Source organism: Pedobacter sp. UYP1, assembly GCF_040547305.1.
Classification (GTDB): Bacteria; Bacteroidota; Bacteroidia; order Sphingobacteriales; family Sphingobacteriaceae; genus Pedobacter.
On sequence record NZ_JBEPPL010000001.1, the window covers coordinates 626674 to 642463 of the forward strand.

At 39.3% G+C, this 15790-nt stretch carries 14 protein-coding genes; 9 read left to right on the forward strand and 5 right to left on the reverse strand.

Annotated features, from left to right (window positions below):
- Nucleotide 1: 1 nt before the first annotated feature.
- From ABIB30_RS02730 to ABIB30_RS02750, 5 genes are all read left to right on the forward strand, one after another.
- A complete protein-coding gene (locus tag ABIB30_RS02730; RefSeq protein ID WP_354299218.1) occupies nt 2-1435 on the forward strand; it encodes a TolC family protein in 1434 nt (477 codons plus the stop codon).
- 551 nt (nt 1436-1986) lie between these two features.
- Nucleotides 1987-5073, forward strand: a complete 3087-nt coding sequence (locus tag ABIB30_RS02735) for a SusC/RagA family TonB-linked outer membrane protein (protein ID WP_354299219.1) — start codon at nt 1987-1989, stop codon at nt 5071-5073.
- 19 nt (nt 5074-5092) lie between these two features.
- Complete coding sequence (locus ABIB30_RS02740) at nt 5093-6598, forward strand: RagB/SusD family nutrient uptake outer membrane protein (protein ID WP_354299220.1); 1506 nt, start codon at nt 5093-5095, stop codon at nt 6596-6598.
- A 105-nt stretch (nt 6599-6703) separates the two neighbouring features.
- The gene (locus tag ABIB30_RS02745) at nt 6704-7459 is read left to right on the forward strand and encodes a class I SAM-dependent methyltransferase (protein WP_354299221.1); all 756 of its coding nucleotides are present in this window, start codon (nt 6704-6706) and stop codon (nt 7457-7459) included.
- 219 nt (nt 7460-7678) lie between these two features.
- A complete protein-coding gene (locus tag ABIB30_RS02750; RefSeq protein WP_354299222.1) occupies nt 7679-8443 on the forward strand; it encodes a CHASE3 domain-containing protein in 765 nt (254 codons plus the stop codon).
- A 193-nt stretch (nt 8444-8636) separates the two neighbouring features.
- Here the strand turns inward: ABIB30_RS02750 and ABIB30_RS02755 are convergent, their stop codons facing one another.
- Complete coding sequence (locus tag ABIB30_RS02755; RefSeq protein ID WP_354299223.1) at nt 8637-9590, reverse strand: alpha/beta hydrolase family protein; 954 nt, start codon at nt 9588-9590, stop codon at nt 8637-8639.
- Between the two features lie 128 nt (nt 9591-9718).
- On the opposite strand from ABIB30_RS02755, the gene ABIB30_RS02760 reads away from it, so the two are divergent.
- Complete coding sequence (locus ABIB30_RS02760; protein WP_354299224.1) at nt 9719-10063, forward strand: winged helix-turn-helix transcriptional regulator; 345 nt, start codon at nt 9719-9721, stop codon at nt 10061-10063.
- A 196-nt stretch (nt 10064-10259) separates the two neighbouring features.
- On the opposite strand, the gene ABIB30_RS02765 is transcribed toward ABIB30_RS02760, so the two are convergent.
- Nucleotides 10260-10835 (reverse strand): sugar O-acetyltransferase, encoded by a 576-nt coding sequence (locus ABIB30_RS02765; RefSeq protein ID WP_354299225.1) that lies wholly within the window; start codon nt 10833-10835, stop codon nt 10260-10262.
- 185 nt (nt 10836-11020) lie between these two features.
- Here ABIB30_RS02765 and ABIB30_RS02770 point away from each other — a divergent pair, with 185 nt between their 5' ends.
- The gene (locus ABIB30_RS02770) at nt 11021-11917 is read left to right on the forward strand and encodes a helix-turn-helix domain-containing protein (protein ID WP_354299226.1); all 897 of its coding nucleotides are present in this window, start codon (nt 11021-11023) and stop codon (nt 11915-11917) included.
- A gap of 100 nt (nt 11918-12017) precedes the next feature.
- Here ABIB30_RS02770 and ABIB30_RS02775 read toward each other — a convergent pair whose 3' ends face one another.
- A complete protein-coding gene (locus ABIB30_RS02775) occupies nt 12018-12647 on the reverse strand; it encodes a hypothetical protein (RefSeq protein ID WP_354299227.1) in 630 nt (209 codons plus the stop codon).
- Between the two features lie 216 nt (nt 12648-12863).
- On the opposite strand from ABIB30_RS02775, the gene ABIB30_RS02780 reads away from it, so the two are divergent.
- Nucleotides 12864-13352 carry a cupin domain-containing protein gene (locus ABIB30_RS02780; protein ID WP_354299228.1) on the forward strand — a complete coding sequence of 163 codons (489 nt, stop codon included), beginning with the start codon at nt 12864-12866 and terminating at the stop codon, nt 13350-13352.
- A gap of 10 nt (nt 13353-13362) precedes the next feature.
- Here ABIB30_RS02780 and ABIB30_RS02785 read toward each other — a convergent pair whose 3' ends face one another.
- Both ABIB30_RS02785 and ABIB30_RS02790 read right to left on the reverse strand, forming a co-directional pair.
- A complete protein-coding gene (locus ABIB30_RS02785; protein WP_354299229.1) occupies nt 13363-14328 on the reverse strand; it encodes a helix-turn-helix domain-containing protein in 966 nt (321 codons plus the stop codon).
- Complete coding sequence (locus ABIB30_RS02790) at nt 14329-15138, reverse strand: SDR family oxidoreductase (protein ID WP_354299230.1); 810 nt, start codon at nt 15136-15138, stop codon at nt 14329-14331.
- A gap of 181 nt (nt 15139-15319) precedes the next feature.
- On the opposite strand from ABIB30_RS02790, the gene ABIB30_RS02795 reads away from it, so the two are divergent.
- Nucleotides 15320-15688: a VOC family protein gene (locus ABIB30_RS02795; RefSeq protein WP_354299231.1), complete on the forward strand. Its 369-nt coding sequence runs from the start codon at nt 15320-15322 to the stop codon at nt 15686-15688.
- Nucleotides 15689-15790: the final 102 nt, after the last annotated feature.

Below are 15790 nucleotides of genomic sequence, written 5' to 3' on the forward strand. Positions count from 1 at the left end.
TATGAAGTTGTTATTCATCTTAATTATATCATTATCTGGTTTGCCGAGCTCCTTTGCACAATCGCAAACTGATACTGCCGATGTATTTATGTTACAGGATCTGGAGGTAATGGTATTTCGCAATCACCCTATAGTGAAGCAGGCAGCGCTGCTGAGTGAAGCTGCACGCGCGAATGTGATGCAATCGCTTGGTTATTTCGATCCTGGAATCAGAGCTGGTTTCGACAGGAAGATGTTTGGCAATAAGACCTATTATAATCGCTGGGTAAGCGAACTGAAAGTACCGCTTTGGCTTGCCGGTGCGGATCTTAAATTAGGATACGACCGTAATGTTGGCGATTATGTAAACCCGGAAACCTATACTTCTACAGCTGGTTTGGCGGGTATTGGCCTCAGTATTCCTTTGGGGCAGGGTTTGTTGATAGATGGCAGAAGAAATACCTTAAGGCAGGCAAAAATTATGGTCAACTATGCAGAAGCCGAACGTGTAAAGCAGATCAATGCCATTTGGTATAGTATCGTTAAGGACTACTGGAACTGGTATTTCTTTTATAATCAGTTTCAACTGATCAATGAAGGACTGGAGCTTGCACAGACAAGATTTAAGGCAATAAGCAGGCAAACAAGTTTGGGCGATAAGGCGAGCATTGACTCGGTTGAAGCAGCTATTACAGTGCAGGACAGAATGATTCAGTATGAAAAGATGAAAATAGATCTTCTGAATGCCAGGCTTACTTTATCTAATCATTTATGGAACGATGAAGCAGAGCCCCTGGAATTACCAGAGAAGGCCCGCCCGCTTCGGGTAATACAATTGCATAATAAACCTCAAAGGCAAGTATTAGATACTTTGCTGGAATTTGCAGCCGGGAGCCATCCTGAACTGATCAAGCTGCGTATTAAAGGAGAGCAGCTTGCGGTGGAGCGCTCTTACAGAAAAGAAATGCTGAAACCTAAACTTAATGTAAGCGGATCGTTATTATCTAACCGTAGAAGTTTTACCAGCTACGTTCCTGATAATTACGATTTCAAGATGGGCAATTATAAGCTCGGATTCGAATTTGCACTACCCCTTTTCCTTCGTGCGGAGCGGGGTAAGTTAAGAGAGGTGAAGATCAAGCAACAGGAATTAGCATATGATATGCAGCAATCCAACCGTGAAATCAGGAATTCGGTACTGACCAGTTACAATCATTTAAATGCCTACGGTGAACAGCTTGCGGTCCAGGTGAGAAGCATTTCAAACCAGGAAGTGCTGTTGAATGGTGAATCTTCTAAGTTTGATCTGGGTGAAAGTACTTTGTTTCTGATCAACAGCCGTGAGTCTAAATTGATTGACATGAAAATCAAGCGGGAAGAAATGATTTCAGGTTATCAGAAAACATTGGCAGAGCTTTATTATAAGGCGGGTAGCAGGATGTTGTTTCATTTATAGCTGGAATTTATATAGGATAATAATCTGATATGGATGGTTGACTATGCGACAGTGTCTCGTCCGGAAAAGTATTAACAGCTCCCAACTGTAAAGACTTTTCCGGACGAGACAGTTTCCTGATGCCCTGCTGTTCTAGCCTGTGTTTAGCAAGCAATTAGTCCTGCGTCAATTATCACATAAAAAATATTTCTTTTAAAAAAATCAGGTTCTTTTTAGCAAAACTTAAAGATAATAAACATTAGTCTACTAAAATAGTAGTATTTTAATATATTTGCACGATCAAAGCTTACAGAATTTATTTATATTCTATTTAACACTAATTTATATGAAGAACTTTCTACATTTTTTTCCGTCATCCCCTATCTCTTTTTCTGCAGTTGAACTAAAAAAAATTGCTTGTTGCACAAGTAGTTGATGTACCTGCTAAACCTCCTTTAATTTTAATATAATTCTTTAAACGGCGTCTGTTCTGATGTTGATGGAATTCCTATGCCTTTTAATTTAAACACAAACCGGGCCCGCTGGCCCATAAAATCAATAATTATATTCTTATGAAAATAAGCCTGTCCATCTTATTCCTATTTTTATTCAGTCATCAGATTAGTTATGCCCAGCAAACGAGGAGCATAGCTGGAAAAGTAATTGAAAACGAAACCGGTCTGCCTCTTTCAGGAGTAAGTATCCGTATTAAAGGAAAAAATTCCGGAACAACCACTGATCAAGCCGGAGGTTATCGCCTGAATATTCCGTCTGATCAGGAAACGTTGATATTTAACTTTTTAGGTTATGAAACAAAAGAACTTCCTGCAATAGGGAGTATCCTTAATGTCACCTTATCCAATACTCCTAATTCATTAAATGAGGTAGTCGTTATCGCCTATGGTACTGCCAAACGCTCCAGTTACGTTGGGTCTGTTTCACAGATCAAAAGTGAGCAGCTCGAAAACAGGCAGGTCTCCAATATCAGTAGTGCATTGCAGGGCATAGCACCTGGTGTACAGGCTACATCCCAAAGTGGTCAGCCTGGAACTACAGCAACAATCCGGATCAGGGGTATTGGCTCTATCAACGCTTCCAGTGATCCTTTATATGTAGTAGATGGCAATCCATTTTCAGGAGATATAAGTTCTATTAATATAAATGATATTTCTTCTGTGAGTATACTGAAAGATGCAGCTTCCAGTGCGCTTTACGGTTCCAGAGGTGCTAATGGAGTGATTATTATTACGACCAAAAATGGAAAGAGTTCGCCGGATACACAAATCAGCGCAAATTTTACAGAAGGGGTATCAAACAGGGCGGTAAAAGACTATAAGCAAATGAATACAGATCAGTATTTTGAAAGTTATTGGCTTGCCCTAAAAAACAAACAGCTTACCAATGGTTTAACTGATGCGCAGGCGCGTACAACTGCAAGTGAAAATATACTGACAGACCTTGGCATTAATCCTTATGGTTCAAAATACCCCCAACCTGTAGGACAGAATGGTAAAATCGTACCGGGAGCAGTTCCGTTATGGAATGATAACTGGCAAAAAGCAGTTGAACAGACTGCTTTAAGGACACAGGGCGACCTGAGTTTTAGCGGAGGCGGCGAAAAAAGCCAGTATTATATTTCTGGCGGTTACCTCAACGATCGCGGGATTGCTTTAGGATCGGGATTTAAACGTTACAATGCCAGGGTCAACCTGACAACACAGGCAAAGAAATGGCTAAAGGCCGGACTGAATATTTCTGCCTCAAACTCAAAACAGGATTACCCTGTATCTGAGGATAGCAATACGGCTAATGTAATTAACTTTTCCAGATCTATACCAAGCTTTTATCCTGTTTATGAACGCAATGGTGATGGTTCATATAAATTAGACGGCGCAGGAAATAAGGTATTTGACTTTGGTGCTTACCGCCCCAATGCAGCAATTCCGAGAAGTAACCTGGCTGCTACTGTTGGACTGGACAAAAATGAAATATTTAAAGATAACGTAGCTGCAAGGACTTTCCTGGAAGCCACGATCTTGCCTGAATTAAAATTCAAAACTACTTACAGCGGAGATTATACCAATACTAATGAAAATGATTATGCCAATCCCCTATTGGGTGAAAGTGCAGAGATCAAAGGTTCCATTAACAGGCAGGTCACGCGTACTTATTCCTACACGTGGAATAATATCCTGACTTATGAAAAGACCTTTAATCAGGATCATCACTTAAGTGTTCTGGGCGGTCAGGAAATCTATAAATATAACTCGCGGATCATGTCCGGAAGCAGACAGGGTTTTGTCCTTCCCGGATTGTATGAGCCTGATGCAGCTTCACAGCTGAATAGTTTTGGCGGATATGCTTTAGACTATACCTTACTGAGCTTTTTTGGCAGGGCCGAATATGATTACAAAAGTAAATACCTGGTATCAGCGTCAGTAAGATCTGACGGATCTTCAAGATTCTCCCCTCAAAGCAGATGGGGCACATTCTGGTCGCTTGGTGGTTCGTGGAGAGCATCAAAGGAAGATTTTCTTAAGGATACACCGTGGTTGAGTAATCTAACTTTCAGAACCAGTTATGGTGCACAGGGAAATGACAATATTGGTGTTTATTATGCTTATGAAGCACTTTATAATGTGAATAACAATTTAGGCGAGAATGGGTTGGTTACAAGCCGCCTTGCAACGCCAAATTTAAAATGGGAAACCAATCTTAATTTTAATGCAGGCGTGGATTTTGGAATTTTTAAAGACCGGGTCAGCGGTACTATTGAATATTTTAACAGAAGGTCAAAAGACCTGCTTTTCAGAAGGCCAAAAGCAACATCAACGGGATTTACCTATATAGATGCAAATATTGGCGCGTTAAAAAACACAGGGGTCGAATTACAGATCAATGCGATTCCGGTAATCACGCCTGACTTCAGATGGTCTGTCAGCTTAAATGCCACGCACTATAAAAACAAAATCACTGACCTGCCTCAGAATAACCTTATTTCAGGAAATAAATTACTAAGTGTTGGCGGCTCCATTTATGATTTTTATTTAAGGGAGTGGGCTGGTGTAGACCCGGCTAATGGTAACCCCCTCTGGTATACAACCAACAGTAGTGGACAGAAAGTAACAACGAATGATTATAGCAAAGCTACACAATACGTACAGGACAGCTCCCTGCCCAAGCTTACCGGCGGGATTACAAACACCTTCAGCTACAAACAATTTGAACTTTCGGCTATGCTTTCTTATAGTATCGGAGGTAAAATACTGGACAATGACTACATTTCATTAATGCAGAACGGGAGTAATCCAGGAGCATCGTGGTCTGCCGAAATGCTGAATCACTGGACGCCTGAAAATCCCAATACAGATGTTCCCCGTTTAACTACAGACAACCTTGGATGGACACAGGCTTCTACCCGTTTTTTGTACAGTGCTACTTATGCCCGTTTAAAAAGTGTAAGCCTCGGCTATCGTATACCTAAAGCCGTATCAGAAAAAATAGGGATCAACAATTTGAAATTTTTCCTGACAGGTGAAAACCTGCTCACCTTTTATGGTCATAAAGGAATGGATCCTGAACAAACTGTTCAGGGAGCTACTTATTACAGATATCCAGCCATCCGTACATTCTCGGCAGGTATGAATTTAACTTTTTAACAGATCTTAATTTTACAACATGAAACTCAATATAATTACCCCTCTATTAGTCTTTGCATTTTTACTAGGCCTGGCCAGCTGTAAAAAAGAGCTTACTACAGCTCCAACAGATGCTGTTCCTGAAAGTTTAATTTATACCAGTGCAGACAATATTGAGACTGTTCTTAACGGGACATGGTCCTATATGAATGACACCTATTTTTCTTATGCAAATCCAGGTTATACGACTATACTGAGGACGAGTGATGCGATGGGCGATGATGTAGCTATTATTACCAATAAATATGGTTACAGAGATGCTTATCCTTTTACAGGAGCCAATAACCAAACCAGATTAAATGCGATATGGACAATTTTGTACAAAGTGATTGACAACTGCAATAATATTATTACCAAAATTGATGCTGCAAGCGGATCAGCAGAAAAAAAAGCCCAGATCAAAGGCCAGGCTCTTGCTTTAAGGGCAAACAGCTATTTAAACCTGGCTACATACTATCAGTTTTCATATCTGAAAGATCCTCAGGCTAAAGCAGTACCTATTTATACTACCCCAACCGCAGCCGATACTGAAGGAAAACCAAAATCCACTTTACAGGATATTTACACTTTGATCACATCAGATCTTACGCAGGCAGAAACTCTTCTTGGTGCCTATACCAGACCTGATGCAACAAAGTACAAGATCAATATTGATGTGGTACATGGTTTACAGGCCAGAACATATTTAAATATCGGCAAATGGGCTCTTGCAGCTGAAAAAGCAGGGCTGGCGAGAAAAAATTATGCTTATATGAGCACGTCTGATTACTACAGTGGATTTAATGACCTGACCAATAGTGAATGGATTTGGGGACACGGACAAAAACCGGATCAGAATACCGCCAGTTATACCTTTAACTTTCTGGATGTAAGTTCTTCTTCTTCCTATTACTATAGTTTTATGGCAGACCCTAACTTTAAAACCTTGTTTGACGAAAATGATATCAGAACAAAACTGTTTTCCTGGGATGGACTGCCAGGCCGGGAAGGTTATCTGCGCTATGCTAAATTTAAATTCCGGGCAGACCAGACAGGTGATATCGTTTTAATGCGCTCCTCTGAAATGACCTTGATACAAGCAGAGGGCTATGCAAGAAATGCGGATCTAATTAGCGCGGTACAATACCTCAACGAATTGCGCAAGGCAAGAAATTCCAATCTGTATAGCCTTATAGGTAAAAGTCAGCAGGATGTAATTGATGCTATTCTGATTGAAAGGAGAAAAGAGCTATGGGGAGAAGGATTTGCTTTATCAGATATTTTGAGAACCCAGTCGGCAGTTCAGAGACTTCCATATAACGACGCGAATGGCCAACCTGTTAAAGTTACTGTAATTACTCCTGATGGCACAAGTAAGCTCGTGAATGCAAAACAGCACACCACTTTAAAGTTCCCGGATGGAACAGCTTTTATTCCAAACAGCCCATATTATTTGTTCAACGTACCTCAGTCTGAGTTAAATACCAATCTCAATATTAACAAATAATCAGAGACAGATCGAATGAATAAGTAAATGTAAACGTTATACAATCGTACACTGCTCCCAAATTTGAGCTGACTTTTGGGAGCAGTTACCAAAAAATAAATTAAAATGAATCATAACTCTATAGGAAGGTTTTCAAACCATTCAGAAGATTATCAAAAATACAGGCCAGGATATCCCGAGGCAATTGTGACTTATCTTGAACAGAATATAGGTCTTGATAGAAGTAAATTAATTGCTGACATTGGGTCTGGGACAGGAATTTTCACCGAACTCTTATTAAAGAAGGGTTATAAGGTTTCTGCTGTAGAACCGAATAAAGAGATGAGGGATAGATCCGATATTTTTTTAAAGGAATATCCCAATCTTAAAAGTATTAATGGAAAAGCGGAAAATACAGGGCTTGCAACTAATAGCGTTGATTTGATCACTGTTGCGCAATCGTTTCATTGGTTTGATCCCAAACAGACCAGGCAAGAGTTTAAAAGAATTATAAAACCTGGAGGTCACGTTCTGCTAATCTGGAATATTCTGCAGCAGAAAAGTCAATTCTTAAAAGTATACCAGGCACTGAAAAACAATTATTCCGATAAAAAACCTCACGTTGAAAAAATAGATCTTTTGAAGATCCAGCAATTCTTTAATCAATCGGAGATTGTTCAGCAAGAGATCTACCATAGTCGCTCTCTTAATGAAGATGAACTTATGGGATATTTCAGGTCTTCAAGCTACTCTCCCATCCAGGGAGAAGCCGGATATTCAGATTTGGCTGGAAGCGTAAAGAAGATTTTCACCGATCATCAGCAAGATGGATTTGTGAAATTGGAATATGATGCAAAACTGTTCTTTGCGTCATTCAAATAAAGGATTTACAATATGGTAACCGTAGAAACCCATTAGTGTTAAAAAAACATAAAATGGTTCAGCGCAAATACTTGAACACAATAGTACCTGGGATTGAAGTTAATTAACCAGCAGAATATTTTTTTTGATCAATTTTTTTCACACCGTTGGTTTTCATTGCTAATCCCTTACTTTTGCCACCTTGCTTATATATTGTTAATATCTCTTCTACATTTGAAAATGCGTAAAAATTATAAAAATGCCAAGCGTAACCTTATTTTCGGTTTTGGCGCCAGTTTATTTGTTTTGTTATTGAGTTCAGTAATTTCTTATTTAAGTATTTTGCAATTGCTGGATAGCCAGCAATGGGTAGAACATACTTCACAAGTCAGCTCATCTCTGGAAAACTTGATTTCAAGGATGAAGGATGCTGAAACAGGACAACGTGGCTATTTATTAACAGGTGAAGAAACATTTTTGGAACCCTATACTGGTTCAAAGGATGACGTTTTTAACTTTTATAACACTGCTCAGCAGTTAACCAGTGATAACAAATCTCAGCAAAATGATTTCCCGCTTCTTAAAAGATTAATTAATGAGAAGTTTGACATTATCGAAAGGACAATCACAGACAAAAAGCAGGGTCGTTTATCTACTATAAGCACTTTAGTCAGGGGAAAGGCTATCATGGATTCTGCCAGAATAGTAATAAAGACGATGAATGACCGTGAAGTTAAACTTATGGTAATACGCAATGCAAAAATGGACAAGTTTGCCTCAGTGACACCTATTTTTATAGGATTTGCCTCCCTGATTGCTTTGTTAATGACACTTTTCTTTTATATGAAAATCCAGAAGAATAATTCCATGGCTGAAAAGCTGGAGATGGAGTTGTCAGAACGAAAAAAAACTATGGAGAGGCAAATTGATAAGATTTCAGATGTGGCAGAAAAAATTTCTAACGGGGACTATTCTGTCCGTATAGATAAGCGGGATCTCCTGTAAAATACTTTTTTTTTATTGGGATAAACCTGTAATAAACAATTTAAAGGTAAGGGCTCAACATTTATTTTAGCATTCCGATAATTGGAAAGGCAGAACATGCCTAATCGTTTTACTTTCCAGAAGCCTAAGCCTGATCCCACTTCTCTTGTTCCCGGAATAGAAGCTTACCACTACCCTATTCCATCCATGAAAATCATTTATTAATGATTTGAGCTATTGGATTAGGGCGCTCTTGAAAGTAAGTGCAAGCTAAAGGCCATGCCAGATCACCTGGATAAAGAACGGAGCGCAGGTAAGCTGTGGTAAGTTGTTGTACAGCCTCTACCCGGGCAGGGCTCTGATCGGTTGTTTCTGTCACTAAATAGCCTGAAATCCCGCCAAGCATATGCTCCCCACCAATCAGGGTAATCAGGCTATTTGCCCCGGGACTTAGCTTATAAGCATCGGTAAACCATTCAGGCCCCATGGTCGTCAATGGAGATTTATCCTGGTCTCCGGCAACAACAAGCGCCGGCGTATTCATTTGAGCGTAGCTTTGGTTCAGATGCGGAAAATGTTCATTGGCAAATGGACTTAGCGCTTCGCCACCGCGGCCGCCTGCACTAAGAAGTACACCTGCTTTTATCCTCGGATCGTGCATATCTTCACTTAAACTTCTATCGGCATTGATCACTCTCGTGCCTAATAACGTAGCTGTTGTCTGAGCTCCAAACGAATGGCCTGCTGCTGCAATCCGGCTTTGGTCAAGGCGTCCTTTTAAACCAGGAACAGAATTTTCTATCAAGTCAACCTGATCAAGCACGTGCTTTACATCTTCAACACGATAACGCCACATCATTAGTTTTCGCGGATCTTGCAAGTAGGCCTGGATGGCCTCACTATGTCCGGCCTTAGGGTCAGGGTTGATTGTTCCCGAATCAAGAAAAGTCGGCTGAATAACAACGAAACCATGAGCGGCCCAATAATTGACCAGGGGAGCGTATGCATCCATAGAAGAGCCAAAACCATGTGAAAAAACAATGATAGGTAGTTGTTCACCATAAGCAGGCACCGAGGCCCGTACCTGCAGCGGATAGTCGCGGCCCGAAGTTTCCAGGGTAATCGGGCTGACGGAAACAACTGGAGGAAATTTTACAATATGATTCATGTGTTTATGCTTAAAATTCAATAGCAAATATATAATGACTATGGTTTATCTTTGTAATGGGTTTACTTATGGAAACTGGTTTCCTCAAAGAAACTATCATTAAAATGGATAAAGAAGAGCTCTTGGATATGGACGCCTGTTCCACGCATCATTTGGCAATTCGCGATACGATGGATGTATTAAGCGGGAAATGGAAAATAAGGCTGATTGGCTCACTGAGCTTCGGTAAAAAACGCTTCATGGAGTTGATAGGAAGCATAGATGGTATCGCAGCAAAAATGCTCTCTAAAGAATTGCAGGAGTTAGAGTTGCATGGCCTGGTGACGCGTACGGTATTGAACACCAAACCGGTAACAGTAGAGTATGAGTTAACAGCGTACGGTTATTCGCTTAAGCCGATCATCAATGAAATGGCGTCGTGGGGAATGCAGCATCGCGAAAGAGTAATCAAAGCGATGAGCGTAAAAATATAATAATGAATAGGGAACCAATATCATATTAATATAAAGGCGTAAAAAAGAATTATATTTCCCGCCTTTTTTGCAGGTGTTTGATAAAGAAAGTTTCCAGCTTGTCAAATGGAATTTATCGAATTTTGTATTACTGCTCAATGTAGGGTGCGTTGCAGTTGATGACGAACCACCTTTGGACATATATTATCCCCTTGCTTTAGTATATTGATTTGATAGTTTTTGCGGGGACGCCGCCTACGACAACATTAGCCGGAACGTCTTTGGAAACAACTGAACCTGCCGCTACTACCGCATTTTCCCCAATGGTTACTCCTGGAAGTATGGTTGCTCCTGCGCCAATCCAGGCATTCTTTTTAATAAGGATTGGCTTTGTGATCAAGGCACGTCTATCTGCTGGGTCTAACGGATGATTCTCAGTCACGAGGTTAACTCTTGGCCCAATCAGTACATCATCTTCTAGTGTAATACCACCCATATCGAGAAATGAACAGGCGTGGTTGATGAACACGTTCTTTCCTATACTGGTAAATCTTCCGAAGTTGGTATAAAATGGAGCAAAAATAGTAGTGCTTTCATCAATTCTGGCACCAATGATTTCACTAAGCAAATTGCGTATTGAACTGATGTCGATCGAGGTATTTAGCTGTTGCGAAAATTTCATTGTCCGGTCTACTACCTCACTTATTTTGTAATACTCAGGGTCGTCCAACCTTATAGGTTCACCCGATCTTAATCTCTCAAAAATACCCCCTTGCTCAACTACTACAATCATTGTTATCGAATTTAAGTTAGTGTGCCTACCTGGGTGAGCTTACTTTCACCAGAAATGCACATTACAAATATCGATAGTTAGTCTTGTTTCAGTTTTATATAGAATACAGTAATGTTTACCATTTTTACTGATTCTATACCAGAGCTAAACAATTAGGGTTAAATTTGAGCTGTACATTTAATGCTATGGAAGAAGTGAAAAGACTGGATACCGTCCGTCAGTATAATGATTATGTTGGGGTTGACACGCTGCATCCTTTGGTAAGTGTTATTAATTTCAATGAAGTACCTACCATTATCCACTACAGACATTATATGGGCATCTATGCGATATTTTTTAAGAATATAAAGTGTGGAAATATGACCTACGGATGCCAGAGCTATGATTATGAGGATGGAACTATGGTATTTGTTTCGCCTGGACAGGTTTACGGAATAGACAGCAATGGCGAGGCAGTAATCCCTTCAGGTTATGGGCTTGTTTTCCATCCCGATCTTCTCAAGGGAACAAGTTTGGGAAAAACCATCAGGGAATATAACTTCTTTTCGTATGAGGTGAACGAGGCTCTCCACCTTTCAAAAAAGGAACAAAAAACAATAATGGAATCTCTGGAAAAGATTTCGGAAGAAATAGAGCAGAATATCGATAAGCACAGCAAGACTTTGATTGTTTCCATTATAGAGCTGTTCCTGAACTACTGTACGCGGTTTTATGATCGTCAGTTTATAACCCGCAGCCATGCAAATAAGGATATACTGGTAAGGTTCGAAAAGCTATTGACCGACTATTTTCACTCAGAAAAGGCTTCGCAACTGGGACTGCCAAGTGTTGCTTATTGTGCAGGGCAATTGCACTTGTCCCCTAACTATTTTGGAGACCTGATCAAAAAAGAGACAGGCAGTACTGCGTTGGATTATATACAGTCCAAAATGATAGCCCAGGCAAAAATCTATATTTTTGACCGTTCAAAAACTTTTAATGAAATAGCTGGTGATCTTGGTTTTAAATACCAACAGCATTTTACAAGGCTGTTTAAGCAAAAAACAGGACTGACACCTAATCAATTTAGAAATCTGAATTGATTCTTTCAACAACATAGTCCGACTTTAGTATAGATATCAAATTATAGGACACATTGATACCATAACACTGTATTAGCTATTACCTTAGCAGGCCGGTTTTTTAATATAGTTTTTTATCAGAATATTTGAAATCCTGTATTTTCGGTAACGGCCTGATTAAAACTGTTTTTTTCCTTTTATTTAATATTTTTCCTGAACCTAACACGTCATCAGTTTCGGTCCTAAGCCCAGTAATTAAGTTGAATTTAGTTTCTGTAAATATTGTATATTCGTCTATGTACCCTTTGGCGGTATTATGAGTTACCTTTTCTACATTAATTAATTCAAAATTTCCTTTGCGATATTTGAAATCGCAAGTAATATTCCCTCCTTTAATTTCACTCCACATCCTTAAAATCCCTTTTTCAATGAAGAAATTTGGAATTTGGTATTCATTATGTTTTCCTTGCTTTTCAATGGGATATTGTGGCTCAATTATTTTGGTGGAAGATACAGCTAAGGTTAATTTTCCATTTGGATGAGACAGGAAAATTTGTAATATTAATGGCCTTGTTTCATCTATGGTATCCATTTTTACAATTATTTTATCCACTTTACCGTCATTATTTAAGTCGCCTTCTTCTTCTCTCACTTGATAAGTATAATTGTCTTTCTTTTTAATATTTTGAGCGAATAAATTCATTTGGGATGAGAAGAAAATGAATACAAAGCATAGATAATATTTTTTCATAATTTCATGTTTTTTTGAAACCGACAGGTACTCATAAATATACGAACATATTTAATTTGCGTAATTTCCCTTAAACCCCAAGACCATGGTACAGAGTGTCATTGTCAAAGTTATATCTCCGGCAATCCTAACAAATCCCGGCTATTTGGTGAAGCTATTATATTATTCCCGATAAGAATGCGTTATTTATAATGGTAAATAAGTTTACAAAAATATATGAAAAACAATGCTAGCTACTGGATAGACCGCCTGGGTCTTCAACCACATCCTGAAGGTGGTTATTATAAAGAAACTTTCAGATCTCAGTCTGAAGTTTATCGGAACAATGAAAGTGAATTAAAAAGCGCCTGCACATCGATATATTATTTACTTGAAGGCAACGATTTCTCTGGTTTTCATCGCTTAAAGTCTGATGAGCTTTGGTACTTTCATAGTGGTCAGGCAGTAAATATCCATGTTTTAGATACAAACGGGGGTTATAAGTGTATAGAGCTTAGTGATTCAGAAAGTGGTAATTTACAAGCTATCATCGAACCGAATTGTTGGTTTGCAGCGGAGGTTCCGTCAAAATTAGGTTTTGCATTGGTGAGCTGCGCAGTTGCACCTGGTTTCGATTTTTCAGAGTTCGAAATGGCAACTAAAAGTTCGTTGAGCAGCATTTATCCATTACAGAAAAATCTGATCGAGAGGTTATGCCGATTTTAGACATTATGCGTTAATTAAAGCTTGCCCTAAATTCCAGCGGTGACAGATTGGTCTTTAATTTAAATAATTTGTTAAATGATTGCGGGTGTTCGAAACCTAACTGAAAGGCAATTTCACCAACGGTAAGATTGCTTGTAGTCAGTACTTCTTTAGCTTTTTCGATAAGCTTGAGATGAATGTGCTGCTGCGTATTGTGACCGGTTAGCGCCCGCAATACGTCGCCCAAATATTTTGGTGATATATTTAGCTTCTCCGCAAGAAACTGAACTGTTGGCAAGCCGTGAATCAATGCCGTTTCATCGTTGAAATAAGTATCCAGCAGCTTATCCAGCTTTTCAAGCAAAGCGTTATTCATTGGCTTTCTCGTAATGAACTGGCGTTTATAAAAGCGCTGGCTGTAGCTTAATAGTAACTCTATTTGTGAAATCAGCACATCCTGACTAGTATCGTCTATGGCCGTTTCCAGTTCATCGCCTATATTTTTACCTATAGCGTTAATAATCGGTTTTTCCTTACCAGATAGATGCAAAGACTCATTTACCGAATATTCAAAAAAACCGTAAGTTTTAATCTTGGTGTCCAGCGTATAATTCCTTAAAAAATCAGGATGGATCAGTAAGGTAAAACCTGAAGTCGCATCAGCAGTCTCTATGCCAGTTAACGGTTGACCCGGTGATGTGAAAAACATACCACCTTCTTGAAAATCATAAACTGTTTGCCCATATTTCATTTTACAACCAGCCGATTCGTTATAGGTTATGTTGTATAAATTCATCACGAAAGGCGCCGATAGCATCTCCTTAGTGATTTCTACTCTGCTGTAGTCAAGCATGCTAATCATTGGATGCAAGGGTTGTGGTAAACCAAAAACACGTTGCATTTGTGTAATAGATTGAAAAACCCGTAATTTATTCCGCTGCTCCATAACTAAATCCTGCCGGTAAATATGATCAAAGATATCTACCGGCAATGTCATTTAAATTGCCTGATTGGTGTTAAGCATTTGTTTAATCCCTATTCTGAAAGCTTCGTCACCATTTGCCAGCCTTTGGGCATACAGACTTTTAGCATCTTCACCGCACACATAACGCAAAGTATCTTTGCCATCGGTAGCGGCACCATAAACGACTTCTGCAATCTGCTCTGCTGTTGTGACATTTTCACCATATGTCGTTAGTGCCGTAAATTTATCCATCAAATCTTCGTAAGCCGGGTGAGAAACGATTACTGACCGGTCTCCTATTTCAGTCGCGACCAATCCAGGTTCAATGGTTTTAATGCCAACGCCAATTTCACTTAATTCGTAAGATAAGCTTTCACTCCAACCTTCAAGAGCCCATTTGCTTGCATCATACATCGAACTCACCGGGAATCCCATTAAGCCGGCAGAAGACCCGGTAGTAATAAAAAGACCGGAGCCTTTTTCACGGAAATATGGAATGAAAGCCTGAGTTACCCGAACTACACCAAAGAAATTCGTTTCCATCTGGTCAACTATCTGCTCATCTGTAATGGCTTCCAGTACACCTAGTAAAGCATAACCTGCATTATTAAAGACGACGTCAATTGGGCCTAGTGCCAAAGCTTTTTGTGCCGTTTCTTTAATCTGTTCCAGGTTTGTTACGTCTAGTGGCAGCAAGGTTACATTGTCTAAAAGATTAAGTTCTTTCTCGTTTTCCGGCTTGCGCATTGTCGCAATTACATTCCAGCCTTTCCGCGCAAAAAGTTTTGCAGTAGCCTTACCTATACCTGCGGAAGCTCCCGTGATAAATATCGTTTTTGCCATTTTTCTTTTGTTTAATTGAATACAAATCTAATCTTGCGGTATTCATGGTTTGTGGCGAAACCGGAGAATCTTGTAGCCAAAATGATAAGTATGATTAACGTTTTGAATTTAGTTTGTTTGAAAATTGGAGGTGGTCAATACATCTTATTGCGATGAAGGAATTATTTAATATATTGCATGTATGAAACTTGAAATGAAATCTTTAAGGCCGTTTATTGGCGCGAAAAACTTTAACGTTTCCAGGGCATTTTACAGCGATCTTGGTTTTGAAGAGGTAGTTATTAGTCCTGATTTATCACTTTTTACAGCTGATAAATTAAGTTTTTATCTGCAAAATTACTATCAAAAAGACTGGGTAGAAAACACTATGGTCTTTTTGGAAGTAAAAGATGTTGCTCTAACTTTTCAAAATTTACAAGCAAGCGCCGTGGATAAAAAGTATGACGGTGTAAAGTTAATTCCTATCAGAAAAGAAAGCTGGGGAGAGGAATGTTTTATGCTTGATCCTGCAGGTGTGCTCATACATTTTGGTAGCTTTTTGGTAAGTTAATATTAGGGTACACTGCTTTGCCCGATTAATATACTTTTACCTGTGGAAGAAAATAATGAACCGCTGTTCTCTGTAACGACTATGCCACCAACCCGTTGCGGC